22 protein-coding genes are annotated in these 24,717 nt (G+C 67.2%); 8 read left to right on the top strand and 14 right to left on the bottom strand.

Annotation, left to right across the window (positions count from 1 at the left end; all coding sequences use genetic code 11):
• Positions 1-17 precede the first annotated feature (17 nt).
• Positions 18-968 carry a HipA domain-containing protein gene (locus tag ACQW02_RS09100; protein WP_431284952.1) on the top strand — a complete coding sequence of 317 codons (951 nt, stop codon included), beginning with the start codon at positions 18-20 and terminating at the stop codon, positions 966-968.
• A gap of 1 nt (position 969) precedes the next feature.
• Positions 970-1,719 carry an HIRAN domain-containing protein gene (locus tag ACQW02_RS09105; RefSeq protein WP_431284953.1) on the top strand — a complete coding sequence of 250 codons (750 nt, stop codon included), beginning with the start codon at positions 970-972 and terminating at the stop codon, positions 1,717-1,719.
• A 380-nt stretch (positions 1,720-2,099) separates the two neighbouring features.
• Here ACQW02_RS09105 and ACQW02_RS09110 read toward each other — a convergent pair whose 3' ends face one another.
• The 5 genes from ACQW02_RS09110 to ACQW02_RS09130 all read right to left on the bottom strand — a co-directional run bounded on the left by ACQW02_RS09110 (position 2,100) and on the right by ACQW02_RS09130 (position 7,440).
• On the bottom strand, positions 2,100-2,561 hold the full coding sequence (locus ACQW02_RS09110; RefSeq protein WP_431284954.1) for a hypothetical protein: 462 nt from the start codon (positions 2,559-2,561) through the stop codon (positions 2,100-2,102).
• A 14-nt stretch (positions 2,562-2,575) separates the two neighbouring features.
• A complete protein-coding gene (locus tag ACQW02_RS09115; RefSeq protein ID WP_431284955.1) occupies positions 2,576-3,733 on the bottom strand; it encodes a HigA family addiction module antitoxin in 1,158 nt (385 codons plus the stop codon).
• 19 nt (positions 3,734-3,752) lie between these two features.
• On the bottom strand, positions 3,753-4,049 hold the full coding sequence (locus tag ACQW02_RS09120; RefSeq protein WP_431284956.1) for a type II toxin-antitoxin system RelE/ParE family toxin: 297 nt from the start codon (positions 4,047-4,049) through the stop codon (positions 3,753-3,755).
• A 218-nt stretch (positions 4,050-4,267) separates the two neighbouring features.
• A complete protein-coding gene (locus tag ACQW02_RS09125; RefSeq protein WP_431284957.1) occupies positions 4,268-5,629 on the bottom strand; it encodes a tyrosine-type recombinase/integrase in 1,362 nt (453 codons plus the stop codon).
• A 386-nt stretch (positions 5,630-6,015) separates the two neighbouring features.
• Complete coding sequence (locus ACQW02_RS09130; RefSeq protein ID WP_431284958.1) at positions 6,016-7,440, bottom strand: S8/S53 family peptidase; 1,425 nt, start codon at positions 7,438-7,440, stop codon at positions 6,016-6,018.
• A 135-nt stretch (positions 7,441-7,575) separates the two neighbouring features.
• Here ACQW02_RS09130 and ACQW02_RS09135 point away from each other — a divergent pair, with 135 nt between their 5' ends.
• Positions 7,576-9,378 (top strand): adenylate/guanylate cyclase domain-containing protein, encoded by a 1,803-nt coding sequence (locus ACQW02_RS09135; protein ID WP_431284959.1) that lies wholly within the window; start codon positions 7,576-7,578, stop codon positions 9,376-9,378.
• A gap of 50 nt (positions 9,379-9,428) precedes the next feature.
• Positions 9,429-10,415, top strand: coding sequence for a phosphatase PAP2 family protein (locus ACQW02_RS09140; protein ID WP_431284960.1), 987 nt, complete (start codon positions 9,429-9,431; stop codon positions 10,413-10,415).
• A 30-nt stretch (positions 10,416-10,445) separates the two neighbouring features.
• On the opposite strand, the gene ACQW02_RS09145 is transcribed toward ACQW02_RS09140, so the two are convergent.
• The 7 genes from ACQW02_RS09145 to ACQW02_RS09175 all read right to left on the bottom strand — a co-directional run bounded on the left by ACQW02_RS09145 (position 10,446) and on the right by ACQW02_RS09175 (position 15,968).
• Entirely contained in the window at positions 10,446-11,198 is a 753-nt protein-coding gene (locus tag ACQW02_RS09145) for a Crp/Fnr family transcriptional regulator (RefSeq protein ID WP_431284961.1), read from the bottom strand.
• 152 nt (positions 11,199-11,350) lie between these two features.
• Positions 11,351-11,710 carry a hypothetical protein gene (locus tag ACQW02_RS09150; RefSeq protein ID WP_431284962.1) on the bottom strand — a complete coding sequence of 120 codons (360 nt, stop codon included), beginning with the start codon at positions 11,708-11,710 and terminating at the stop codon, positions 11,351-11,353.
• A 135-nt stretch (positions 11,711-11,845) separates the two neighbouring features.
• Positions 11,846-12,907 carry an alpha/beta fold hydrolase gene (locus ACQW02_RS09155; RefSeq protein WP_431284963.1) on the bottom strand — a complete coding sequence of 354 codons (1,062 nt, stop codon included), beginning with the start codon at positions 12,905-12,907 and terminating at the stop codon, positions 11,846-11,848.
• A 91-nt stretch (positions 12,908-12,998) separates the two neighbouring features.
• Positions 12,999-13,973, bottom strand: a complete 975-nt coding sequence (locus ACQW02_RS09160; RefSeq protein WP_431284964.1) for a tripartite tricarboxylate transporter substrate binding protein — start codon at positions 13,971-13,973, stop codon at positions 12,999-13,001.
• Between the two features lie 54 nt (positions 13,974-14,027).
• Complete coding sequence (locus tag ACQW02_RS09165) at positions 14,028-15,260, bottom strand: amidohydrolase family protein (RefSeq protein ID WP_431284965.1); 1,233 nt, start codon at positions 15,258-15,260, stop codon at positions 14,028-14,030.
• Positions 15,261-15,283: 23 nt separating this feature from the next.
• On the bottom strand, positions 15,284-15,604 hold the full coding sequence (locus tag ACQW02_RS09170; RefSeq protein WP_431284966.1) for a hypothetical protein: 321 nt from the start codon (positions 15,602-15,604) through the stop codon (positions 15,284-15,286).
• Positions 15,597-15,968, bottom strand: coding sequence for a Rieske (2Fe-2S) protein (locus ACQW02_RS09175; protein ID WP_431284967.1), 372 nt, complete (start codon positions 15,966-15,968; stop codon positions 15,597-15,599). The genes ACQW02_RS09170 and ACQW02_RS09175 overlap by 8 nt, the downstream gene beginning before the upstream one ends.
• Positions 15,969-16,122: 154 nt before the next feature.
• On the opposite strand from ACQW02_RS09175, the gene gltS reads away from it, so the two are divergent.
• The 4 genes from gltS (at position 16,123) to ACQW02_RS09195 (ending at position 21,486) form a co-directional block, all read left to right on the top strand.
• Positions 16,123-17,313, top strand: a complete 1,191-nt coding sequence (gltS, locus tag ACQW02_RS09180; protein ID WP_431284968.1) for a sodium/glutamate symporter — start codon at positions 16,123-16,125, stop codon at positions 17,311-17,313.
• Positions 17,314-17,317: 4 nt separating this feature from the next.
• Positions 17,318-18,745 carry a TAXI family TRAP transporter solute-binding subunit gene (locus ACQW02_RS09185; RefSeq protein WP_431284969.1) on the top strand — a complete coding sequence of 476 codons (1,428 nt, stop codon included), beginning with the start codon at positions 17,318-17,320 and terminating at the stop codon, positions 18,743-18,745.
• 69 nt (positions 18,746-18,814) lie between these two features.
• Entirely contained in the window at positions 18,815-19,228 is a 414-nt protein-coding gene (locus ACQW02_RS09190) for a hypothetical protein (RefSeq protein ID WP_431284970.1), read from the top strand.
• A gap of 158 nt (positions 19,229-19,386) precedes the next feature.
• Positions 19,387-21,486, top strand: coding sequence for a hypothetical protein (locus ACQW02_RS09195; RefSeq protein ID WP_431284971.1), 2,100 nt, complete (start codon positions 19,387-19,389; stop codon positions 21,484-21,486).
• 23 nt (positions 21,487-21,509) lie between these two features.
• Here the strand turns inward: ACQW02_RS09195 and ACQW02_RS09200 are convergent, their stop codons facing one another.
• Together ACQW02_RS09200 and ACQW02_RS09205 are read right to left on the bottom strand one after the other, a co-directional pair.
• Positions 21,510-23,603: a methyltransferase domain-containing protein gene (locus ACQW02_RS09200; RefSeq protein ID WP_431284972.1), complete on the bottom strand. Its 2,094-nt coding sequence runs from the start codon at positions 23,601-23,603 to the stop codon at positions 21,510-21,512.
• Between the two features lie 8 nt (positions 23,604-23,611).
• Positions 23,612-24,685, bottom strand: coding sequence for an alpha/beta fold hydrolase (locus ACQW02_RS09205; protein ID WP_431284973.1), 1,074 nt, complete (start codon positions 24,683-24,685; stop codon positions 23,612-23,614).
• Positions 24,686-24,717: the final 32 nt, after the last annotated feature.

Raw genomic sequence — 24,717 nt, forward strand, 5'->3', positions numbered from 1 at the left:
GCCCATAGCCTCGGCCTATGTCAGCAGCTCCCGTCTTCATTCAGCCCGCCGGCCATGTGCTCGACATTAGCGACTGGGATGAAGACGAAGATTACCCAATCAATCCGATTGGGCAAAAACCTAAACAACATTTCATATGCCCTATTGTTCCTCCCAAAAATTACTTAATTGGAGGAAGGAGATACATGTTCAAAACGCCCGTTGGGCGTTCTGTGCAGCAAGTATGGTCAGAAGTGATTGCGTATCAATTGGCGCAGCATGCGGGAATAGTTGTTCCTCCAGCATATATTGCGAAGCACAATTTTCGAAAGCATGGATGCGGAGTACTAATCGAGTTTTTTTTGGGCCCGACCCATGATCCTGGTGTTAGTTTGTTGCATGCATCAGACCGTTTCCAAGCGCGAAATATCACCTTTGACGAAAAGCAGGGTTCGCTTCGTGAGAACGTAATTCTTACGAAACAGCACGGTATTGTGAGTGGCGCAACTTGGTGGGCGCGTACGATCGTATTCGACGCTCTTATCGGAAACACAGACAGACATTCACAAAATTGGGGGTTTTTGAAACGCCGGTCAGTCGGATCGCAGGTCGTGTACGAGATGGCGCCCGTTTTTGACAACGGCAGTAGCCTCGGAAGCGTCGTGCGCGATTCGGATCTTGAAAGCCACATGCGCCCCGAGCGCTTTCAGAAGTTCGTAGATAAAGGGCGGCACCATTTCAGCTGGCTGCAAATGGATGGCGCTAGCAGGCAGTTTGCCCGGCTGCCAGGCTTCTATGCGACGAAATTCCCGTCGCTACGCCCGGCGATGTTGGAGGTCGCGCGAATCAGCGACGATCAAATCGATACCATCTTGCGTTGGTGCGTTGAATTCACATTCCCTATATCATTTACGCCGGCGCGCGCCGAGTTTGTGTCTCGCCTGTTGAGGGCGCGGCGGGATTCGCTGCTGACGGAGCTAAGGTGCTGACATGGATCAATGGCTTGATGAGATCCGCGAGCCAGCGCGGCTGATTCTCGCGTGGCAGGCGCCTCCCGACGTCGCTGATCGTACGCGATGGGCGGTCGGTGAGCTGGTGAAACGTGGCGAGTCGACTGAGTTTCGCTATTTTGATGATGCGGAGTTTGATTCTTTCAACGTTGGCCGAACGCTAGCGTCGCTCCGGGATGCCGGGTATCGCGGATATCCCGCATTTGAAATGACTAGTGCGCAGACATTTCCTGTCGGCGCGCTCGACGCTTTCATGCGGAGGCTGCCGTCGCCGCGGCGCGAGGATTTCGACGTTTATCTGCAGCGGTTTCGAATTCGGCCCAACCGTGCTGTCAGTCCTCTGAGCTTGTTAGCTGTAACTGGTGCATCGCTCGCTACGGACGGGTTCTCCTTAATTGATCCGCTGGATCGTGGTGCTAAGCGGCAGGACGTTATCCTGGAGGTGGTCGGAACCCGGTACTATTCGACGGCGAACGCTGCCCTGGCAGCCGGCGTATGCGTGGATTTAGTGCCTGATCCTTCTAACGATCACGATCGTCACGCGGTGAAAGTTGTCGGGCCAGCCGGTTGCATTGGATATGTGAACCGCCTGCAGTCAGAGAGTGTCGCCGGATGGCTCGCCTCCCGATCCGTAGAAGCAAACATATTGCGCCTGAATGGATCCAAGCAAAGTCCACGAGTTTTTCTATTCGTGGCAGTCCGCCCCACTGATTGGTCCGTTGCAGCCTAACGAGATCGCGGGCGACTGTGGCAAGCAGCCACCAGTTCTTGCGTGTTGCCTTAGGATGGCCGAGCGCTAACGCTCGGGTCGGCAGCTCCAACGTTTCAATTCATTGATCCCTCATCACGATAGGCGCGGCTGCATTAGTATCGGCCCCTCGGCGCCAGCCCAAACTCGATCGCGCAGGCCAGCGCTGGATCGATGAGCCTGCAGCCTCTAGCGGCTGAGCTTCGACGCAGCACAGAGATCCGGCTCAGTTTCAGGCTGGCAACTCGTGACTGAAAGCGGAAAGCGTGAGCTGGCGTTGCGGCCAGGCTGATATGCGGAAATGACCACCTACGCCGCTTAGTTGGGCGTCTAATCGGCACCGAAAAAATGCGCCATACAGCTCACGCCGCAGCGAGTTCCAGTTCTTCGAGGTCCAGCATGAAGTCGAAGACGATCTGGATGGGGGCGCCAGTGTTCAGCGCCTCATTGTAGCTATCCACATCGGTCTTCAACTGGCGGCAGTCGCCAAGGATCTGCTGGCGGCGCTGTCGAAACGCAAGTTCCATATGCTGCCGAGGCGCAGTGCGCATGTCAGCCCAGAATGTGAGCTGCTTTCCGTCGCGCGTGCATGTCACCGCGTGCTTGGTGCGGACCTTCCGACCCTTAGCGTCGGTGACATACTCCTCCCGCATGGCGCGCGAGATCTCTTCGGCGCAGCGGATCAGAACAGCAGACGGGTGTTCCTGCCATAGACCCTGCGAGATGGCCCACTCGGCCACGTCACGCGCCAAGAACTCGCTCTTGCCGTTCAGCTTCTGATATCGGCCGACGATGGTCTGCAGTTGCTGTGCTCGAGTGCTCATTGCACCGAACTCCTCTAACCCGAGATTTGTGGGGACACGCCCCAGCCGTCGCAGACCGCCGCGCCGGCAATGACGCTTCGAACTTTTTCAAGAGACTTGCGCAGGTGTGACGGGGGCAGCACGCCGCGATTGTGAAGCTGTCCTACAATCAAGCCTGGATGCACGCCGATGCGCCTGGCGAACCCTACTACCCGTTCCTCCGAGAAGTAGGGCTGCACGCGAGCAATGAAACCGTCCAACTCAGCGGGAGGCACGAGGAATGCACCAGCATTCCGGTTCGCCCGCTGCTCTTCAGGGGAATCGCGATGTTCCTGATCCTTGGAACCAGGGCCCGTGTCCTCGTCGACGATATAGCCTTCCTTGCCTTCGCCATGCTCGACATGGTCAAGCTCGTGGCGCAGCGTGAACCAGAAGGAGTCCAGCCGGTCGAAGCGGAGGGACAGCACTATCACGGGCGATCGAGCATCTAGCCAGAAGCAAGCCCCATCCATCTTCGCGCCAGGAATGGGCTCAACAACAACCATCCTGATACCAAACTGGCTTAGCACCCGCGGTACATGCCGGACCTCAGGCGCCGCACTGAGCAAAGGCTTCAGCTGCTCGTAGATCGAGGGAAACGCCTTGGTGGTGAACTTGCAAGCCACAGGAACGTTCGCGAGCTGCCGAGCTCGGAGCAGCCACGCGCGCTGCAAAGGCGAAAGCGACGCATCTCCCGACTTGCGAGCGGCGTGCGGCAGGCATCCTTCGAGTTCAGCTAAGTCATTGCAATTGGCAAACTTACAAACTTCAGCTTCCAGCGCGGCAACGTCCTTAGCTTCGGCGATCCAGCCACGCCGGGTCATATCCCGAATCGGAAGCAGGCCGAACAGCCGCGCACGACGGGCGACAGCAATCTCTTCAGCCTTCTCCTCCGGCTCACGTGGACGACTGCGTGCCACCTCATAGTCACGCTGCAGGTTGAGCCAGAGCTCAACACTGGTATCGAACGCCCTTGCAAGACCGCGGGCGGTCTCGACCGTGATGGCGCGCTTACCGTTCACCAATTCGCTAACGAGGCGGGCAGGGCGCTTTAGAATGTCGGCCAGATCCTGCTGGCTCCAGCCCCTCTCCTCCAGCTCCTCTTCGATAAAGGCGCCGGGGTGGAGCAGCTCGACAGGCTCCATCGTCTCCATCTTTCCCTCCTTTCGCCTGTTAGTGAGGGTCAACAATCTCAATGACGACCAAAATCTTGTCCGCGTAATCCTCCTCGAACCGGAAGACGAGGCGGAACTGATCATTCAATCTCACTGAGTGCTGCCCTTCACGGTCACCCTGCATTTTCTCATAATGGTTCGCCTTCGCCGCGCGCAGATCCCGCTCATCCGGCATTGCTCGGATGAACTGCATGCGTCGTCGGAAGGCTTTGACGACCCCAGCCGGCCATTTCTCCTGGCCTTGGGTGGACGTCTCGAGCTTGCCGAGAGCGGAGTCTTCGAAGCGCACTTTCATTGGCGCTGAAACCCATATGCGCCCGAATCGATCGTCGTCAAGGACCATAATTACACTTTGTGTAATTCAGTAGTTCGACCGATCAGGCTCGGAGCGGTCCTCTATGCTCAAGCCCAACGGGCACACGCGTGGGGAGGGGGCTGGCAGGGCCGATCTTCCGCGAGCCAAGCCCTGCCACACGTCGCCACACAGCCTGGTGCGGCGGACGGACGCGGCGTCTAGGACTCTTTGCCGCGAGACCGACGCCGTGTTGCGAGTTGCACCACGTTGCCCGCGGTCGGTTTCGTCTCGGCAAGACCGTCCGGGGCCGGCGGGTCCACGCCGGCCACCGCCAGGACATGATCGGCCCACCGCTCCATGGCCTCGGCCCGCTCGGCCCCGAAAGAATGCACCTGGTAGACGGCCTTTACTCCGCTGGAGGTGCTGCTGGCCTGGTGGTTTAGGATGCGGTCCGCCACGTCCGGCAGGATGCCCATCGCCGCCATGGCGGTGGCGCCGGTCCGCCGCAGGTCATGCAGATGCCACGCGGCGAGCTTTGCAGGCCGGATCTTCGCTTTCTTCCGATCGGCCTCCACCAGCTCATCCAGGCGCCGCTTAGCCTTGGAAAAGCCTGTTGCCGGACCCGACCCGGCGGCGCTGAACACCTGTAGGCAATCGGCGAAACGCGGCTGCACGCCGATGATGGCACGGGCCGCTGGCGCCAGATGCACCACATGCCGGGCGCTGTTCTTCGTCCTGGCGCCCGGCATCGTCCAAGTCTCGAGCGTCGGGGCGAGTTCATCCCATAGCATACCGGACACCTCGCCCCGCCGCTGCAGGGTCAGGATCATCGTGCGAAACAGAGCCGCGAAGGGGTGGCCGAGAGCCCCACAGGCACGCCAGACAGCACCCAGCTCGGCATCGGTCAGGGCGCGATCCCGATGCTTCGGCTTGTTCGGTGTCACCGCGGTGCGAAGGGGATTGGCCGGGACAAGCTGGCGCTTCACCGCCCAGGCAAAGGCCGCGTGCGCGTAGCGAAAGGTATGCAGGGCGGCCGCCGGCTTAGTGGTGGCGATCCGCTGGAAGCGCTCGCTTGCTTCGGCCGATTCAATGCTGGCCGCGGGTCGCGCCTGCCAGTCCGGCAGGGAGCGGCTGAAACTTCGCATCGCTTCGGCGGCGTGGGCCGGGGACCGGTTCGGCACCAGGTGTTCATCGTGCCACTGCTGCGTCATCGCGGCGAAGGTGAAGGCGTCGGCCTCCGCCTGACGATCGGCGGCTTCGCGCGAAGCACGGCGCGCTCGAGCTGCGGCCAGTTGATCCTCGCGCGGATCTCGCTGCGCCTTCACGGCCCCGCGTTGCACTTCGGCCAGGCCGCGCGCCTGCTCCACGGTAATGCTGCCATACTCGCCCAGCACCAGGCGGCGCACCTTCCCGTCGCGCTTGTATTGCAGGATGAACACCTTGTTGCCGGCAGCCGTCGCGCGTATCGCGAAGCCGGTCAATCGTCCATCGAACAGCAGCGCATCCTTCCGGCCAGGGGGGCAGGTGAAAGCATCAACGGTGCGCTTGGACAGCACCACCTTGTCTGCGCCGCCGGTCACGCCCCCACCTCGAGCAAGGGGAGACGGTGAGACAAGGTGAGACACGGTTTCTCCCCTCGCATCCCGACAAAAATGAGGCAAAAACAGTACTTTATTTGTAGGGGAGAAAGTGAGAACACATTGAACCCCATTTCTAGCGTCCTCCCCAACGGTCGATCACATGATTTTCAGGAGTCCGCAGCGGACTCTCTGCGGACTCTTTGGCGCGAGTAATGGGGGCACGGCGTGGCGGTGCGTGGCAAGTCGGACCCGCGCCGCGCCAAAGGGTTAGCGGCTTCTGGCGGTTGCTGACAGTCGGAAGCGGCGCAATCTGCGGGACTCTTAATCAGCGGGTCCACGGTTCGAGCCCGTGAGCGCCCACCACCGACCATTCCCCTTGCTCACCGTCAGGTGCCAGCGTCCAGGTGTCGCGCCGCCGCGGCCAGATTGAGCACCCCGAACCCCAAACGATCGTTCCAGCCGCTGGTAGGGCCGGGCATCCAGGCCGTGCCGCATAGCACGCCGCGCAGCGTGCCGGGCGGCACCTGGGATGCTCCCCATCGGGTCCGCAACAGCGCGACCGCGCCCGCCGCCAGGCCGCAGGCGGCGGAGGTCCCGGTATTGGCGTTGAACGCATTGCCGACATCGGCGAACTGGCTCGGCGCGCAAAGGTTCGGCTTGGCGTAGCCGAGTGTCGCAGGCCCCGGCCCCTGGCCGGAATAACCGAGCCAGAGCGCGTCGTTGCGCACAGCACCCACGGTCAGCACATCGGGATGTGCATTGGCGCCATGGACGCTTCTGCCTGGCCCGGTATGGTCGCTATCGCAGCGCGGGTTCGGGCAGAATCGCCCGCAGTTGCCGGCGGCGAAGACCACGTCCACGCCCATGGCATTCGCCAGCACCAGTTCATGCGCAAGCGGATGCAGCGGATCCTTCGAATAGCTGCCTGCTGGAAACTCCTCGGAGGGGTTGAAGACGCCCCAGGCGTTGCAGAGCACCCAGGCCTCGTCAGCCTTACCCTCCTGCTCGATGGTGTACAGAATCGCGATGAAGGCCGCCACCGCGGTGCTCATGAACCGTGTGAGGTTGGTGATGCCGTCCGGCACCAGGGGGCAGTCCAGCACCCGCACGCCAGGGGTGTTTTGGCCGGTCTTCGCCACGCTGCTCGCGTTGCGTGCCACCATGTTGCCATGTGGGGTCAGTGGCATCCCGGGGATGCGCAGCGCCAGGCCCGCGTTCGCCCCGTTCGGGTCGATCTGCCACCCACGCAACGTGCCGACGGGCGGCAGCAAGGCGTGCGGGATGCCGGTATCCACGAAGACCAGGGTGACGCGACGCTCCCCCGGCAGTTCGAGCGCGCCCAGGTCGTCGGCCTGCATCAGCCTGAACGCCGCGTCCCGATCGCCGAACAGGGGATACGACGCCTCGCCCGGGCACCAGTGTTCCGCGGGGTCGATCGCGACGTCGGCGCCGACCGTCGCGCCGCGGCCGAGGCGGCCGCCCCGCACCGCCGCGTACAGGTTCAGGATTAACCTGCGCGTCTCCTCGAGCGGGCGTGCGTCCGAGGGCTGAAGATCCAACGCGATGACCAGCCGTGGATACTCCGGAAGCACATGGTCTTCGGGCAAATGGCCGAGGCTTGGCTTGATGCCGTTCGACGGCAGGCCGACCACGTGAAACGGGTCGAGGAACGATCGTTCGATCTGCGAGTCGGGTGGACCCTTTTGCAACGCCTTCTCGACCTCGAGGAACTCGCCCGTCCGGTAGGCTTCGCGCAGTTTATCCCACGGCGCGAGCGCCAAGACCTGCCTGGGGTTGATCGGCCTTTCCATCGCCCAATCCTCCGCACACATGCAGCGACCAACCGCCACCGTCGCATGTGGCCACCGCCGAGAGTATCGTCTTGCAGGCGCAGATACCAGAATGATAGCGTACCAAAATGCGCGTTCATGGAGACATGATCAGCAATGATCGCTGCCGCGACCACCCGTCTGGCATCGTCCGATACCCCCGTCATCGACGGGCGGCGGCGTGTCGCGGTCGCCTTCGCCGATGTGGTCGGCTACTCGACATTGATGGCCGTCGATGAAAACGGCACCTACGCGCGCTGGATGGAATTGCTTTCCGCCCTCGTGGAACCGCAGACCCGCCGCCACCACGGCCGCATCGTCGACCTGGCGGGCGATGGCGTGCTTGCCGTCTTTGCCGCCGCATCGGATGCCGTGGGCTGGGCGCGCGCCGTGCAGTCCGGCGTGCGCGCCGGGCGTCCGGGCGGCGTCGGGACCGACCCGGTGCCGATCGCCCTGCGCATCGGCATCCATGTCGGCGAGGTCTTCGCCAATGGCGATCGTATTTTTGGCGATACGGTGAACGTCGCGGCGAGGTTGCAGACCCATGCCTCGCCAGGCGGGATCGTGCTCTCGGCGGCCGTGCGCGCCGAACTGGACGGCGCGCTGGATGCCGAGTTGCGCGACATCGGCCATTTGGAACTCAAGGGCTTCGAACGCTCGGCGCGACTCTACTCGATCGAGGCCGATCGGGTGCAGGCGGCGATCCCGCTGCATACCGCCGGCGGTCTGCCCTCCATTGCGGTGCTGCCGCTGCAGGACCACGACGGCGATCCCGAAAGTGGCTACTTCGCTGATGGCATCGTGGCCGATGTGGTCACGTCACTGGCCGGGCTGCACGAGTTGTTCGTGGTCTCCAGCGCCTCGGCCGCGGCCTTTCGCGGGCGTGAGCCCGACCCGCGCGAGGCGGGGCGCATCCTCGGCGTGCGCTACCTGCTGCAGGGCAGCCTGCGCCGCACGCCCCAGGGGCTGTCGATTTCGGTGCAGCTTTGCGATGTGCAGACCGGCGGCGTGCTGTGGGGCGACCGGATGCAGGTGCCGCACGGCGGCCTGTTCGCCGTGCAGGAAGACATCGTCCGCAAGGTCGTGTCCGGACTCGCCCCCAATGTGCGTTCGGCCGAACTGCGCCGGGCGATGCGCAAGCGGCCGGAGAGCATGACGGCCTACGACCGGACCCTGCGCGGCCTGCATGTGATCGGCAGCGCGAACCGCGACGTCTTCGAGAGCGGGCGCGTTTTCCTGGCCGAGGCGATGGCCGAGGAGCCGGGATTCGCGCTGCCGATCGCCTGGGCCGCGCGCTGGCACAGCGTGCGCGTCGGCCGCGGTTGGTCGGCGGAGCCGGGGCGCGACGGCGCCGAGGCGATGGCGCTTGCCGGCCGCGCCGTCGACCTGGATCGGGGCAATTCACTCGCGCTCGCGACGCTGGGCCATCTGAAATCGATCCTGCTGCACGATTGCGACGCGGCGATGGAATGCTTCGATGAGGCATTGGCGTCCTGCCCCAATGATGCGGTCGCCTGGACCTTGTCGAGCGGCACGCTGAGCTACCTCGGACGCGGTCCTGATGCGGTGCGCCATGCCGAGCAGGGGCTGCGCCTGTCGCCGCGGGATCCCATGCGCTACGCGCAGTTGATGTTCCTCGGCATCGCGCATTACGCGAAGGGTGGTTTCGAGGACGCGGTCAGGTTCACCCGCCAGTCGGCCGCCGAGAACCCGTTGCACGGCGCGACCCTCATGGTGTTGGCCGCGGCCCTGACCGCCGCCGGGCGGCAGGCCGATGCGCGTGAGGTCGCTCACCGCTACCTCGCCCTCAATCCGCGATTTTCCGTCGCCGACTATGCCGAGACGCGCCAGCCGTTCTGCGATCTCGCCTTGCGCGCGATGTTCCTCGGCCATCTGCGCCAGGCCGGTTTGCCGAACTGAATCGGGCGTGCCGTCGCGGCCGCCGTAGCGTCTGGAAGCGGGAGGGTGTCATGAGCCGGGGCGGGACGATCGGGCCGATGGATGGCGTTGATGGCGTCGATGGTGTGGACGGGGTCGAAGCGCTTGACCTGCTCAGCGGTGGGCGGAAACCCGGCGGCGTGCTGCGGCCGATCGGTGTCGCGCCGGAATACGAGAAGCGCGGCGTCGAGACCTTCTATCGCGGCCACCGCTGGCCACCCGAGCTGGCTGCGCCCTGGCCCAGCACGCCCGCGGACGTCGCGCCGAAGCTGACGGATTTCACCCCCGACAATGCATCGTTGCTGGTGCTGGCCGAATTCGTGAAGCAGCCGACCGACATGTCGATACCGGCCTGGGACCAGATCCTGACGACAGCGAAGGACACGCCCCCCATGTCCGGCCAGGAGTTGGCCGACGAGTTGGCCGACCTCGTGGCGCTGGTCGAGTATCGCGCGGGCGTGATGGCCGAAGCACTCGCCCAGCGCAGCGGAATCATCGGCTACTTTCGCGGCGTGCTGAGCTTCAATATCTCAACGCATCCCTACACGTATTACCTGGCCGCCGCGGCGCTGCGGATCGGCCAGTTCGAGTCGATGTACTACAAGAACGTCTTCAAGCGGCCACGCCCGTCGCGGCTTTGTCCCGGGCTGATGCCGCCGATCGACCATCCGGGGCACCTGGCCTTCCCCAGCGGTCACGCGACCGAGGCCTTCCTGGTCGCGCGCTGCCTGGAAGAGGTGGTGCCGAAACTCGTCGGAACTGGTCTGGCCCAAGCGAAGAGTCCGTTCCGGTACCTGGCCGAACGCATCGCCAAGATCCGCGAGGTGATGGGCATGCACTACCATTCCGACACGACGGGGGGGGAGAAGCTGGCGGCGGGCTGCTTCCTGCTGCTGCTGCGGTGCCCGATCATTTGCGGTGAGGCCGCGTCGGGGAGTCCCGTCGCCAAGATCAAAAACGTGGACATCTTCCCAGGCGGCTGGCTTGCCCGGGCGATGGCCGAATGGGAGCCGCGCTGAGCGCGCCCCGCGGCCGAAATCGCCGGCGCCCTACGCCCCCGCGGCGGCGCGCAGCAGCGCGTCGATCTCGGCGCCGATCTCCTCCGGGCGGTGCAGGATGATCGCGCCCCGGCCGACCGTCAGGACGCCGGCGCGCGCCAGCCTGGCGATTTCGCGCGAAACCGTCTCGCGCCGCAGTACCAGCCGGGCGGCGAGGACATGCTGCGGCGGCGGCGGGCTGATCATGCGCTCCCCACCCGCGCGCGGCCGCGACAGCCGCAAAAGCTCGGCCAGCACGCGCTGGCGCAGCGGAAGGGCCGCGGCTTCAAGATTGCGCTCATCCTTCAGCCGCAGCCGTTCAGCCAGCATCCGCAGCAGCCGCTGACCGGCGGGTGGCGCATGCAGGACCAGGTCCAGGAAGGCCGGCCCAGGCACGACGCATAGCCGGCTGCGCAGCAGTGCGGAGACATTGGCCGAGCGGCGGATGCCGTCGATCGCCGCCAATTCGCCGAAGATGGCGCCGGGGCCGAGGTCGTTCAGGATGATCTCCTCGCCGGCGGCGCTGCGCAGCAGGACGCGCAACGCGCCCTCCGCGATGAAGAACACGTCGTCGCTGGTGTCGCCGGCATCCATCACCATCTCGCCGGCTGCCAGCACCCGCCAGCGGGCCTGCGTGGCAAGCCGCCGCAGCGCGTCCTCGGCGACATCGGCCAGGAAGGGCAGCCGGCGCAGCGCATCGATGCCGGACGCGGCGGGGGCGGCGCCGGGAACACGATCGGGCTGGTCGCTGGCCGTGCCTGGCATCGGATGATCCAGTCTGCTTGCCGCCACGGGCGCTTCTGGGACGCCCAAAGGGTATGGCCCCGCGGGCCGCCGTGGAAGGGCGTCCGGCAGGGCCGGGATGGGGCCGCCCCCGGCCGCGCCAGGGGCGCGACCGGGTCATCGATGGCGATGGGTCAATTGCGGGCCGCGCCGAAGCCGCGACTGGCCAGCATCGTCTCGCCGGCGGAGTTGGGCACCCAGACGATCTCCATGTTCTCGTTGTTGTCGCGCGTGGTCGGCACCGCGCCAAACGGCGGCAGCTGGGCGCGGCCGGCCTCAAGGTAGCTGGCCTCACCGCTGTAGCCCGTCGCGCTCGGCCCCATTTGGCCGCCGCCGACGATGTTCTCGCGCTCGGCCGGGCCGTACTCGACCTCGATGTTCTCACCCGAACCGACGACGCGGGGATAGGTGACGCCGTCGGCGGCGATGGCGCCGAGGCTGAAGGCCGGCACCAACAGGGCGGCGGCGAGGATGGAGTTGAGATGGTTGCGCATGACGCTGTCTCCTTCTGTCCGCCCGAAGCCCGATGCTCCGGCCGTGTCAGAAGGGGTAGTCCAGCGCCCCGCGGCGCGATGTGATCGGACTCACACATCGACGTGCCTGATGTGCGTGGCGAAGGTCCGGCGTGGCTATTCCAGTTCGCGCAGGAAGGCCCGCAGCCCCTCGGCCCAGAAGCGGGCGTTGCCGGTCGTGCCATGGCCGAAGGTGTCCGCACTCGCCGGGATCAGCAGCACGCGGCCGTGGCTCACGCGCTGCATCGCCGCCTGCATCACGCCGGTCTCGGGTGGGTTGCGTTCGTCATCGGCCGCATTGATCGCCAGCACCCGCGCCTTGATCCGTTCCAGCAGCGGAGAGGGATTGTAGTCGCGCGACGAATCCCATTGCCAGATGAAGTCATTGGCATCGGCGGTCATCGGCGCGGCCAGGCGCTGCTCCACCAGGCGGTCCGCCGCGGCGGCGGTCGGGGCAGCCGCCTGGGTGCGCAACGTGCCGCCATTGGTCGCCGTGCCGTAGAACACATTGGCGATCACCAGCGACGCCGGCTGCTGGGTATAGGCGCCGTTGTTGTAGCCGGGGTCGCGGCGAACCATCTCGATCATCAAGCGTCGCAGCATCCAGTTGCGGCTGGCCATTTCGGTCGGCTGCGATGCCATCGGCACCAGCGCATCCATCGCATCCGGATAGGTCACGCCCCAGACCCAGGCATGCATGCCGCCCATGGAATTGCCGAGCACGAGGCGCAGCCGCGGCACGCCCAGCCCCTCGGTCACCAGGCGGTGCTGTGCCTGCACCATGTCGGCGTAGTTATAGCGCGGAAAGGCGGCGCGGCGGCCGTCCGATGGCTTGGCCGACTGCCCGGCGCCGAGCGCATCGGGGATGATGATGAAGTAGCGGCTGGCATCGAGCGGCTGGCCCGCGCCGAACAACTCACCGGCGAAGGCGGGTGTCAGCATGCTGCGCGCCGAACCCGCCGTGCCGTGCAGGATCAGCACCGGCACGCCGCCGGGTTCGCCAATGGTCGTGTAGGCCAATGGCAACTCGGCCACCGTCTCCCCGGTATGGAAGCGGAAATCGCGCGCGACCCAACGGCCTTCACGCGGGGCCGGATATTCGGCGGCCTGGGCAGGCAGGGTCATGACGGCAAGCCCCAGAAACAGCGCGGCACGCCGCAGGACGGTCAGGCTTTTCATGGTGTTTTCTCCGGGGGTTTTTATCTTGCGGCCAGCCTATCGGCTGGTGGCGGCGCCCGCCAGCAAAAGCCTGCGCCGCCGTTCAAGCGGGTCAGTCGATCTGAACCCGCGATTCCCGGGCGACGCGGGTCAGGACCTCGGTCTCCCGCGCCACACGGGCGGCGCGTTCGGCGGCATTCATCGGCGGCAGCGCCTCGACCCCGTTCTCCCGCAGCGGTGCCAGGGCGACCGGGTCGCGCATGATCTTGACGCATTCCGCGGCGACGCGATCCACGATCGCGTCCGGTGTCCCGGCCGGTGCCCAGACGGCGTAGGTGACGCCCATGTCGAAGCCCGTCAGCCCGGCTGCTTCATCGACCGTCGGCACATCCGGCAGGATCGAGGACCGGCGCGACCCGGTCACCGCCAGCGCCACCACCAGCCCGCCGCGCAGCGCCGAGGCCGAGGTATTGGTGCCCGCGAAATTCATCGGAATGGCGCCGGAGATCGTGTCGGTCAGCGCCGGCCCGCCGCCGCGATACGGCACGTGCACGATGTCCAGCCCTAGCCGCTGCTTGAACAATTCGCCAGCCAGATGCCCCGCCGAGCCATTGCCGAAGGACGCGTAGTTGAACGTCCCGGGCGCTTCCCGGATACGGGAAATCAGTTCGGCCAGGCTGCGTATGCCCAAGGCGGGATTCACGATGATCGCGAGCGGTGAATAGCCGAGGATCGCGGCCGGGATGAAATCGCGCTGCGTGTCATAGGGCAGGCGCGGAAACACCACCGGGTTCACCACGTGCGAGGTGACGGAGTGGAACATCAGCGTATAGCCATCGGGGCGCGATTTCGCCACGACCTCGGCCCCGATCACGCCATTGGATCCACCACGGTTCTCCACCACCACGGTGCGGCCGAGCGTCTGGCCAAGCCGTTCCGCGACGATGCGCCCGACGATGTCATTGCCGCCGCCGGGTGGCCAGGGAATGACCAGCCGCACCGGCCGATCGGGCCAGGTATCGGCGATGGCCGGGGCCGATAGGGCGGCGGCGAAACCCGCCGACAGCAACACATCCCTGCGTTTCATCTTTGGCGTGTCCCTCTGGCGCGGTTGATCCGCGCTCTTGATGGTTTGGCGGGGTTACTCCGCGGCGATCGGTTGGCGATAGCGGGCCGGGATATCCAGGTTGAACAGGCGTGCCGCGTTCAGCCCCAGGATGTTGCGCCGACCCGTATCGGTCAGGAACGGCAGGTCGTGGATCGCCGAAGGCACGTCGAAATCCCAGTGCGGCCAGTCGGAGGCGTAGAGCAGTTGGGTTTCCGCATTGATCGCCTCGAAGGTGCCTTCCAGCAACTTGAGGTTCTGGGCCTCCATCGGCTGCGACGTGTAGAACATCTCGCGCATGTATTCGCTCGGCAGGCGCTTCAGCAGCGGCGCCTCGCTGCGCCGCATCAGGTATTCATGGTCCAGCCGCTGCATGAGGAACGGCACCCAGGCGAGGCCGCTTTCGATCCAGATCGTCTTCAGCCGCGGGAAGCGTTCCGGCAGCCCGTTGATGACCCAGTTGGTCAGATGCACCATGTTCGACAGCACGAAGGACAGTGCGTGCATCGAGATGAAGCGGTTGAGCTGCTTGGTATATTCATTGTGCCAGTTGTGGTGGGCGTGGAAGCCGATCGGGATCCCCGCTTCCTCCAGCATCGCGTAGGTGCGCATGTATTCGTTCGAGTGCACGGCCTGGTAGCGCGTGCTGGTCACCAGGAAGCCGACGACGCCCTTGGCGCCGATGAAGCGCTTCACCGTCGCCTCCGCGGCTTCGGGCGAATTGAACGGCAGGTAGAGCATCGCCTTCATGCGCGGCTCGTGCGGCAGCACATGTTCGACCAGCCAGCGATTATAGGCGGTGGCGAGTTCCGCCTCCATTTCCTTCACCGGATGCATGCCGAGGAACAGCAGGCCCGACGGGAAGAAGACCTGGTAGTCCAGCCCGAGCGCGTCGATCGCGCGGCGGCACAGCGTCACTTCGCGTGGCACCGAGGTATCCTCGACCGGCTCCTTCAACCCCGCGCCATGGGGGATGCGGCCGTGGACGCTTTGCCATTGCAGGCCGGGGATGTCGTTGAGGAAAGCGTTCTGCCCGGTGCCCCCTCCGAAGGTGAAGGCGGCTTCGCGCGTCGCATCATTCTCGATGAACTTCAGCACTTCGGGCCAGGCCGCCGTCTCGCCGATATGGCTGTCGACATCAACGATGAAGGTGCGATCCAGGCCGCGCTTGATCGCCTGGCTGCGGCCATGCGCCAGGATATCGGCGGAATGGGTGCGGGCGCCGATGATCGGCAGTTCAACCGGGGCCTGGCGCGGGGTTTCGGTCATGGCGTGCCTCCGTCTTCTTTTTTCTAGAGCAGACCGGTCTCGTCGGCGCCGAAGCGCGGCCGGCCGGCCCACATCGACAGGTCGAAGAGATTCAAATCCACGGCGCGCAGCAGTTCCGTCACCGTCACCGCGACCTCGGTCGGCGTCACCGCGTCGCGCCCGCCGACGGGCAGGAAGTGACGCTGCTCCAATTCCACCTTGGCCGCGAAAAGCTTCAGCCCGGCGGCGATCAACTGCTGCACGGCTTCGTCGGGGATGGCCCGCGTGGCCTCGGCGGTCAGCGCGGCCTCGGCCAAGGCCAGCGCCTGTTCGGCGACGCGGGCGATGTCGGGTGCGTCAGGCATTGACCGACACAAAAACCGCACCCTGCCGCACCGTCACCTTGTGTGCGGCCAGGCGGATGCGATCCAACCCCGCGTGGCGACCGGTGCGCAGGTCGAATTCATAGCCATGCCAGGGGCAGACCACGTGCAGCGAGCCTTCCTTGTAGTGGATGCCCAGGCTGCGGCGGTCGGCGTCGAGCCGTTCCTCGACGCCCTTCATCATCTTGCCCTGGCAAACCGGGCCGCCCTGGTGCGGACATTCGTTGCGCCAGGCCTGAAGCTGGCCGTCGACGCGAAACACGCCGATCTCGATGCCACCCGCCACGACGACCTTGCGGCCGCCTTCGGGGATTTCGTCTTCCTGTCCGACGAAGACTTCCTGCACGTCGATCCTCCAGTCACGTCTCTACCGGACGTATTAGGACAAATGGGCCAAAGCGGGCGCGGTGTGTCAAGTCGGGTTTCGCAAGATTGGCGCGCATAGCCCCGTGCGCTCCGGCCGCATCCTTGGCAGGATGTCGCGTCTCACTGGAGCCGCCATGACGCTCGACCCGCTGCAGACCCTGACGCTCGCCGCGGCGATCCTGTTGCTGGGCCGCTTCCTGAACGGGCGGATCGGCGTGCTGACGCGCTACAACATCCCGCAGCCGATCACCGGCGGGCTGGCTTTCGCCGTGCTGACCACGGTGCTGCACCTGGGGTTCGGCTTCGATATCGATGTTTCGGGCGGCTTGCGGGGGCCGCTGCTGCTGGCGTTCTTCGCGACGGTCGGGCTGTCGGCGGATCTTGGGCGTTTGCGGGCAGGCGGGCCGCGGCTGGTGTTGTTCCTGGCCTGCGTCGTGCCCTTCCTGGTGGTGCAGAACGTGGCCGGGGTCGGCATGGCGCTGATGTTGGACCAGCATCCGCTGATCGGGCTGCTCGCCGGCACGATCACCCTGGTCGGTGGCCATGGCACCGGGGCCGCCTATGCGCAGATTTTCTCCGATACCCATGCCTTGTCCGGCGTGGCGGGCATGGCGATGGCGGCGGCGACCTGCGGGCTGATCCTGGGCGGCGTGGTCGGCGGGCCTGTCGCGCAATACCTGCTGCGTGGGCGGCCGACCCTGGCTGAGGGCGGCGCGCAAACCAGCGCCGCTGGCCCTGGCGAAGCCGCCGAGGTCACCACCGAAAGCACCATCGTCACCGTCGCCCTGGTCATGTTCTGCCTGCTGGCGGGTGGCTGGCTCGCGGCGATGATGGCCGATGCGCCGGTGGCCCTGCCGGATTTCCTGTGGTGCCTGTTCTGCGGCGTGCTGCTGCGCAACCTGCTGGCCCCGGCGGTGCGGCTGCCGGTGAATGACGCGGCCGTCGACCTGGTCGGCGGGATCGCGCTGGCGCTGTTCCTGTCGATGACCATGACGACCTTGCGGCTGTGGGAACTGGCCGCACTGGCCGGGCCCTTGCTGGTGATCGTGGCGGTGCAGGCCGTGGTGGCGGTGCTCTATGCCGTGCTGGTCGTCTATCGCGTCATGGGCCGGAACTATGAAGCGGCGGTGATGTCTGCGGGGTTCCTCGGGTTCTCGATGGGCGCCACCGCGACGGCCATCGCCAATATGCAGGCGGTGGCGGGGCGTTATGGCGCAGCCCCCGTCGCCTTCCTGGTGGTGCCGCTGACCGGTGCCTTCTTCATCGACCTGGCCAATGCGCTGGTGCTGACCGGCGCGCTGGCGTTGCCGGTCTTTGGCGAATAGCGCGATGCGGCACATCCTCCTCCTGCTGCTGGTCCTGCTGGGGGCGGTGCCGGCGGTGGCGCAGCCCGATGCGGTGGCGCTGTCCCGGATCCTGGCCAGCCGGATCGATGCCGCCGCCGGCCCCGGCCTGCTGGAGCTGAAGGATTTCCGCCGCATGGGGGACGCGCCCGATCCCGAGACGGGTGGCCGCATCATCTATGTCGCGACGCGCCTGCGGCTGGCCCGGGCGCATGATTTCGGCGGCTGGTCGGGCGGGACGTTGCAGGCACTGTCGGCCGCCCTGGGCGCCGGGCCGCGCGGCATCCGCGGGGTGGCGCGCGGCGGCAATGCGGCCGGCGATCTGCTGCGCGCCAATGGCAGTATCCGCGTGAAGCGGAACGGCGATGTCTGGGTCGCGCTGGCCGGCGGTGCCGCCGCCGGCCGTCCGGCCGCGATGGAAGGGCCCGGTGGCCGTGCCGAACAATTGCTGACCGCGATCCAGACGGCCTTGACCGCGATTCCGCGCGCGACCGGCGGCCCGGCCTCGGTCGCGATCGAACAGGAACTGGCCCAGGCGTGGCGCAATATCGAGGGCCGCCTGGCCCGCATCGAACGCGGCCTGCCGCTGGCCGGTGGTGCCGCGGGGTCGGAATACGCGCGGCTGGCGGCGGCGCTGGCCGGCCTGCCGGCAACCCCCGACCGCCCGGCGATGACCGCCCTGCCGAGTGCCGGCAGCGTCGAGAACCTGCGGCTTTTGGCCGATGGCACCGCGCTGCTGGCGCTGGCCCAGGCCGATGTCGCGGGCCAGGCCTTTCGCGGTGAGGCAGGGGCCGCGATGCCGGGCCTGCGCGCCTTGGCCAGCCTCTTCCCCGAGGCCGTGCACGTCATCGTTCCCGCCGCATCGCCGCTGCGCCAGATGGCGGATCTGGCAGGCAGGCGCATCGGCGTCGGCATCGCGGGGTCGGGTGCGCGGGTGACGGCGGAAGCGGTGCTGGCAGCCTACGGCCTGACCGACGCCACACGCGTGCCGCTGGCGCCCGATGCGGTGGCGGCGGCCCTGGCCTCGGGCCAGGTCGCGGCGCATATCGCCGTCAGCCTGGCCCCCGCGCAGGCGGTGCTGCGGATCGCCGACACGGTGCCGCTGCGCCTGCTGCCGTTGGACCCCGACGCCGTCACACGTCTGGCGCCGCTGCTGCCCTTCAGCATTCCGGCCGGGGCCTATCCGGGGCTGGATGCGCCGCTGATGACCGCGGCGACCCCGGCGCTGCTGGTCGGCGATGCGGCCCTGACCACGGCCGAGGTCGGGGCGATCCTGACCGCCCTGTTCCGTGCCCCATCGCTGGCCGCGTTGGGCGGGCCGGCCGCGCTGCAGATCACCCCGGCCACGGCGCGCCAGGGGCTGACCCTGCCGCTGCATCCGGGGGCGGAGGCGTTTTTCGCGACGAATCGATAGCCGCGGAAACCGGCGTTTAACCGAAACGGCCTGATGGTCGCCCCTGCAAACCATGCAGGAGACCTACCGATGCGTCCCTCTCGGCACTCCGGCGCCCGGCCCCTCGGCGCTTTCGCGCTGCTTTTCGTGCTGAGCGGTTGCGCGGCACCGCCCGACGGCCGCATGGCCGCCAATGATTGCCTGCTCGGCGCGCTGGATGACTGGCAGGTCGCCAGCCGGCTGATGCAGGGGGAGGAGACGGATGTCCCGGTCTTCAGCCGCCCCGGTCGCCCGCCCTTCATGGCGCAGACGATGTGCGGCCCCGGCACGATCCGGGTGGCCAGCACCACGCGCTCCGGCCGGGGCCGGATGGCGTCGATGGAAGGGCGCGGCCCCTTCTTCGCGTCGCCGGTGTCCCTGACGACGCGCTCCATGATTATCGATCCCAGCGTCGTGGAACCGCCCACGCTGCCGACGACAATGGTGGAACTGGCCAGTTACTGAACATCATCTGATATGTATTGAAAACCTATCAGTCGAGATCACTCAATCGTGCGTTGTTGTTTGTTGTTCCCGCCAAACCGGCGGCGTTAGCGTCCCGCGCGCGAAACGAGAAAGCGATTTTGCCGCGCAACTCGTTGAGCGAAAACGGGAGGACGCAGATGACGTTGCCACCCAACGGGCCTCGCACACCCGCGCCGAAAACCCCGAAAGCCGCCAAGGAAGACCTGCTGCCCAATGCCGCGGCGGGACTGGATCCGGACCGGACGCCGCTGGGCGAGATGGCCGCGGGCCGCCTGGCGCGGCTGAGCGGCCTGGCGGTGGAAGACCTGGTCAAGCACCCGATCGCCGAACTCGCCGAGCGGCATCGCTTCCGCATCGACCCCGCGCTGTTCCTGTTTCGCCGGATCTGTGGCCGGGTGGTCAAGCGGGATCCGGCCAGCGGCGCCCTGCTGCCCGTGCCCTTCGCGACCGTGCATGTCGAGGACACCGATTGTCAGTTGCTCGGCTGGTTCCCGCCCGGCTGGCCCTATGGCTGGTACTTCCCGCTGAACTGCAAGCGGGAGGTGATCGCCACCACCAAGACCGACGCCTGCGGCCGGTTCTGCGTCTGGGTGCCGCGCTTCGATATCGACTGGGTGCTGCGTTGGCGGGCGCAACGCATCTGCTTCGACGTGATCTTCCGTCGCCCCAGCCTGGCCGACCTGCTGGACGATCTGGACGGCATCCGCGTGCCGGAACTGATCCGCTGGCCGGAACCGCCGATCCCCAGGCCCGATCCGCCGCCGCTGCTGCGCGACGGCGGCTTCACCCTGCGCCGCGCCGCCGAGGTGATCGGGCGGGAGGCCGCCGACCTCCTGGCGCGCGCGGAATCCGCCAAGAGCTTTGGCGGGCCCTCCGGCGGCCTCGCGGCGCGCCTGGCCGCCACGCCGCTGCGCGCCTCGCCGCCGCCGCTGCCACAGGGGCTGGGCGATGTGGAGAAGGAGCAGGCGCCACGCCTGGCGCAGCGCCTGCCGGCCGAGTTGCTCAAGCAATTCCGCCCTGATCGCTGGATCGGCCCGTTCCGCCGCTGCACCACCGTGCTGCTGCCCGAATGGGTGCCGCTGCTGGACGTGCCGGACATCACCTTCCGCGTGACGCAGGATGTGAACGGCGATGGCACCGAGGATGTGATCTACAGCGAAGGCTACTTCGACGTCCGCTGGAATGCCGGCGCCATTCCCGATGTCACGCTGGAAGCCAGCCAGATCGCCATCGCCGGCGTGGCCTGCGACGTGCCGGCCGTCGCCTGCGGCAACGTGCCCGCGCTGACCTTCGCGGGGCTGATGCCGCTGATCAACCCGGCGGCGCCGGCCGTGCCCTACCACGACGGTGCGACCGGATATGGCAAGCGGGCGAACCGGCCACGCGCCTCGGGGCTGGATCCGGCGCGCCCGGCCGACTTTCCGCTGGCGCCGGCGACCGCACCCTATTGCGGCACCTTGCAGATCTATGGCTGCGCCGAGGTTGGCAACGCCGCCTTCTACAAGTTGCGCTACCGGCAGAACGCCGGGCCGCAGGTGGCCTTCACCGGGCTGACCTGGCCGCTGCACCGTATCGTCGGCGGCGCGCTGCAAACCGTGTGGCAAGCGCCGGACGCGGCCGGCTGGTATCCGGTCCGCCCGCAGGCGGAGGGATGGCATCCATCGCGCCTGTTGTTGAACTGGCCGACCGGCAGTTTCGTCGACGGGCACTACGAGGTGACGATGGAGACCGGCAACGCCGCCAAGGCGGTGTTGCAAACGGCGGCACCGGTCGCCTTCCGGCTCGACAATTCGGCGCCGACCACGCAGTTCCTCGGGCTGCGCTGGCGGGTGGCGGGTGGGGCCTGGAGCCTGCCGCTCGAACTGATCTGCCCGGTCATCCGTCGCCCGGCGGGGGCCGATATCGAGATCGAGGTCCGCTGGCTGGCCTCGGCCACGCATATGCGTTCGGCCTTCCTGCGCGGCGGCGGCTGCGGCGGCAGCGCGCCGGTCCTGGCCTCCTCCGAGGCCAGCGCCGAGCATTGGCACACCTCGGCCGGCGACAATGCCGTCAGCCGCACGGCTGTCTTTGTTCTGCCGGGGTCGGCCTTGCAGGGGGCCTATTCCTTCTCGCTCGACGTCGCCTCGCGCGCCTTCAACCCGGCGGGTGGGGATGGTGGGTTCGAGGCGGATTGGTTCTACGACCCGGTGTATATCCACGTCGTGCCGTGGCTGCCGGTGGCGGTGGTGAACCTGTAGCGGCGAGGGGCCGGTGGCGCGCGTTACCCGCGCTTGCGCGCCACCAGCATCACATCCATCGGCGATGCGCTTGCCGGCATCGGCTTGAACCAAACCGCGACCCGTCCGGCCAGATAGGCCAGGACCAGGCCGAAATGCCAGGACCAGCGGGACTGGAACCAGGGTCCGTGCTCGCCCGGCTTCACCGGCGACAGCCGCGCCATCCAATGGATGATGCCCTGGTGGATCGTCGGCGGCAGCGGCCGGGCCTGGACGACATCGGCCCCGATCGCCCCGGCCAGCGCCGCCATGGCGGGTTCGGACCACCAGGTGACGTGGTGCGGCGGCGCGTTCAGCGCGAAATTCGGCACCCGTGTCAGGGTCGAGGGCCAGAGGGGCGCGACCAGGATCAGCAGTCCCCCCGGCTTCAGGCAGGCCAGCATCTGCGCGGCCATGGCGCGCGGGTCGGTGACATGTTCGATCACCTGGAAGGCGCAGACCACGTCATACCGCCCGGCCGCCGTCACGGCGTGGTCCGGCAGCGTGTCGGTGCAGATCTCCACCCCCTGGGGCAGGTCGTAGTGGCTGGCATAGGGTTCGAGGCCGATGTAGCGCGCATGCCCCACATGGCGTGAGAAACTGGCCGTCCCGGCGCCGACATCCAGCACCAGGGCGCCGGGCGGGACCAGGGTCGCTGCCTCAAGGAATTCCACGCGGGCGGCCGAATCATGCGCCAGGGTCTCGTGGAAGGCCCAGCGCTTGTAGAGCGAGCCGTAGAACGCCTGGTCGCCCACCATCGGGGGCGAGAAGAACACCAGCCCGCAGGGCGCGCGCCACAGCCCGTAGCGGGTGCCATCGCGCGGAATGGGGCTGGCGGTGACACCGAAGGTCAGCCGCCACAGATCGTTCAGGAAGCGCCCGGTGACCGATTGGACGAAGACCGCGCCGGCGTCACCGGTCACGGGGCAGGGGGGCGCCGGGGGCGCCGTGTCGCGGCGGATGACGCGCACCTTGTCGGGCCCATCGAGCGCATAGGTCACATGGCGCCAGGCAATACGGCGGCGTGGCCAGGCCCCCAGCATCAGCGCCAGGATGAGCCAGATGCAGACGGGCGCCGCCAGGGCGACCCAAAGCTGTGCCGAGCGATTGGCCGGGCTGTCGGGGGCCTCGATCACGCGGGCGAGGCGGTCGTTCAACCACCAGCGCAGCAGGCGGAAGCCCAGCAGCAGGACCAGCAGCCCGAGAGCGAGGGGCGAGGACACGGCCAGGATCAGCAGCGCGGCCCAACCCAGCGCGTCCAGCAGATTCACCGCCAGGGCCGTGCGCCACAGCCAGGGGCGGCACAAATGGATGATCTGCATCTGCCGCCGCATGAAGCCGGGCGTATCGGCCTCATAAGGCGTGGGCAGTTGCAGCACGAGGCGCGTCAGCACATGGATGCCCGCCCGCCGCGCCGCCGAGGCGATGGCCAGATCGTCCGACAAGGCGCCGTCGAGCACGTTGGGCAGGTCGAGCACGGCCAGCGCCTGGCGCGAAAACCCGAGCGACCCGCCCCAGACCAGCGCCAGCCGCTGCAACCGCGGCAGGGTCGCCATGCAGCGGTCGAACCAGACGACGATCTGGGTCAGCGCCCCGGGGGCGACCGGGCAGGGCCAGCGATAGCCGGTGACGATGTGGTGGCGGCCACTCAGCAATGGCCCGGCCAGGGTCGAAAGCCACCAGGGCTGCGGCAGGATGTCACCGTCGAGCATCACCACCGCATCGTCCAGCGCATCGACCTGGCGGAAGCCCGCGATCAGGTTCGTGCATTTCTGGCCACGCGTGTCGCTGGTTTCCGCCACCACCAGCCGCATCGGGAATGGCAGCAGCGCCGCGGCCGCGCTGGCCCTGGCGGCGGCCGGGTCATCGAGCGATTCCACCGCGACGATCAGCCGGCGCGGGCGCAACCGCTGTGCCGCGAGCGCCTGGAACAGGGCCTCCAGGCGCGGCACCGGCCCGGTCAGCGGCAGGATCAGCGTGACCTGGCCGGCAACGTCGCGCGTGTCCTGGCGCACGCGCAGCGCATGCAGCAGGCCGGCGGCCGCCATCAATGTGCCAAAAAGACCGGTCGCCGCCGCGGCGGCCCAGAGGAACAGCATCCCCGGTGCTACATCCGGCCCTGGGCGACCCAGCGCGCGCCTTCGGCATCGGCCCCCGATGGCAAGGCCGCGCGCGGGTTGCGGGTGAAGGCCAGGATATCGTCGGTCACGACCTGCCGCTGGCGGTCACGCAGCAGGATGTGCCAGCCCTCGCGATACAGCCCCACCCGGCCGCCGCCCTCGGCCGGCAGGCTGCGCAGGGTCGCGACCGTCGGCACCGGTTCGAAGACGCTGTCCCGCGCGCCGTATAGGAACAGGCTGGGCGCCGTGCAGCAGGTCGCGACCAGCGGCTTGGCGGCGCCATTCAGGTCCAGCAGGCCGGCCACGACATCGACACGGGTGGTTTTCAAGGTCAGCGGGTCGGCGTTGAAGCGTTCCAGCGTGTCGCTGTTGTCGGTCGCGATCATGGCTGGTGAGCCGGAGGACACGCCCAGGCGCGGGAACTGGAACATCGCCAGGCGGAAGGATGCGGCGGTCACCGGGTTCATGTCATCCAGCACCCAAAGCCCCGGCACCAGGAAGATCCAGCCATCGACCAGGCTGGACTCCCCGGCGGCGCGCAATTGCTCGGCGGCCAGCAGCGCGACATTGGCGCCCATGCTTTCGCCCAGAACGAACAGCGGCAGGTCGCTGTGCCGGGCACGGATCAGGCGGATGGCGGCGACCGCGTCGCTGACCAGCGCATCCTGCCCGGGCCAGATGCCGGGGCGCGGGTTGCGCGCATGGCCGCGCTGGTCGAAGGCGAAGATGTGCAGCCCGCCCTCGACCAGCGGCGGCGCGCTTTCGGCCATGAAGTTCGCGCCATGGTCGTTCAACCCGTGCAGCGCCAGCATGCGGGCCGTGGCGGGGCCTGTCGGCCGCCATTCATGGAAGGCGAGGTTCAACCCATCCGCGGTGCGCATCCGGTTCGCTTCCAGCGCCGGGGTGGTGACGGTGGGGCCCAGGCTGCCCGATTGCGGCGAACAGGCCGCGGCCAGCAACCCCAAACCCAGCAGCCCCAAACACAGCGCGCCGCGCCCGTTGCGGAGCGCTCGGCATGCACCGGTTATCAGGGCGCCGAGTGCGCGATTGATACGGAGCATCTGGAAATCCCGTTTTTTTGTGCAGTGCACAG

The sequence above is a fragment of the Humitalea sp. 24SJ18S-53 genome (assembly GCF_050632385.1).
GTDB lineage: Bacteria > Pseudomonadota > Alphaproteobacteria > Acetobacterales > Acetobacteraceae > Humitalea.

Excerpts from the sequence above, each read along its gene's own strand:
- ACQW02_RS09100 (WP_431284952.1), top strand. The coding sequence starts at position 18 with ATGTCAGCAGCTCCCGTCTTCATTCAGCCCGCCGGCCATGTGCTCGAC.
- ACQW02_RS09105 (WP_431284953.1), top strand. The coding sequence starts at position 970 with ATGGATCAATGGCTTGATGAGATCCGCGAGCCAGCGCGGCTGATTCTC.
- ACQW02_RS09110 (WP_431284954.1), bottom strand. The coding sequence starts at position 2,561 with ATGAGCACTCGAGCACAGCAACTGCAGACCATCGTCGGCCGATATCAG.
- ACQW02_RS09115 (WP_431284955.1), bottom strand. The coding sequence starts at position 3,733 with ATGGAGACGATGGAGCCTGTCGAGCTGCTCCACCCCGGCGCCTTTATC.
- ACQW02_RS09120 (WP_431284956.1), bottom strand. The coding sequence starts at position 4,049 with ATGAAAGTGCGCTTCGAAGACTCCGCTCTCGGCAAGCTCGAGACGTCC.
- ACQW02_RS09130 (WP_431284958.1), bottom strand. The coding sequence starts at position 7,440 with ATGGAAAGGCCGATCAACCCCAGGCAGGTCTTGGCGCTCGCGCCGTGG.
- ACQW02_RS09135 (WP_431284959.1), top strand. The coding sequence starts at position 7,576 with ATGATCGCTGCCGCGACCACCCGTCTGGCATCGTCCGATACCCCCGTC.
- ACQW02_RS09140 (WP_431284960.1), top strand. The coding sequence starts at position 9,429 with ATGAGCCGGGGCGGGACGATCGGGCCGATGGATGGCGTTGATGGCGTC.
- ACQW02_RS09145 (WP_431284961.1), bottom strand. The coding sequence starts at position 11,198 with ATGCCAGGCACGGCCAGCGACCAGCCCGATCGTGTTCCCGGCGCCGCC.
- ACQW02_RS09150 (WP_431284962.1), bottom strand. The coding sequence starts at position 11,710 with ATGCGCAACCATCTCAACTCCATCCTCGCCGCCGCCCTGTTGGTGCCG.
- ACQW02_RS09155 (WP_431284963.1), bottom strand. The coding sequence starts at position 12,907 with ATGAAAAGCCTGACCGTCCTGCGGCGTGCCGCGCTGTTTCTGGGGCTT.
- ACQW02_RS09160 (WP_431284964.1), bottom strand. The coding sequence starts at position 13,973 with ATGAAACGCAGGGATGTGTTGCTGTCGGCGGGTTTCGCCGCCGCCCTA.
- ACQW02_RS09165 (WP_431284965.1), bottom strand. The coding sequence starts at position 15,260 with ATGACCGAAACCCCGCGCCAGGCCCCGGTTGAACTGCCGATCATCGGC.
- ACQW02_RS09170 (WP_431284966.1), bottom strand. The coding sequence starts at position 15,604 with ATGCCTGACGCACCCGACATCGCCCGCGTCGCCGAACAGGCGCTGGCC.
- gltS (WP_431284968.1), top strand. The coding sequence starts at position 16,123 with ATGACGCTCGACCCGCTGCAGACCCTGACGCTCGCCGCGGCGATCCTG.
- ACQW02_RS09185 (WP_431284969.1), top strand. The coding sequence starts at position 17,318 with ATGCGGCACATCCTCCTCCTGCTGCTGGTCCTGCTGGGGGCGGTGCCG.
- ACQW02_RS09190 (WP_431284970.1), top strand. The coding sequence starts at position 18,815 with ATGCGTCCCTCTCGGCACTCCGGCGCCCGGCCCCTCGGCGCTTTCGCG.
- ACQW02_RS09195 (WP_431284971.1), top strand. The coding sequence starts at position 19,387 with ATGACGTTGCCACCCAACGGGCCTCGCACACCCGCGCCGAAAACCCCG.
- ACQW02_RS09200 (WP_431284972.1), bottom strand. The coding sequence starts at position 23,603 with ATGCTGTTCCTCTGGGCCGCCGCGGCGGCGACCGGTCTTTTTGGCACA.
- ACQW02_RS09205 (WP_431284973.1), bottom strand. The coding sequence starts at position 24,685 with ATGCTCCGTATCAATCGCGCACTCGGCGCCCTGATAACCGGTGCATGC.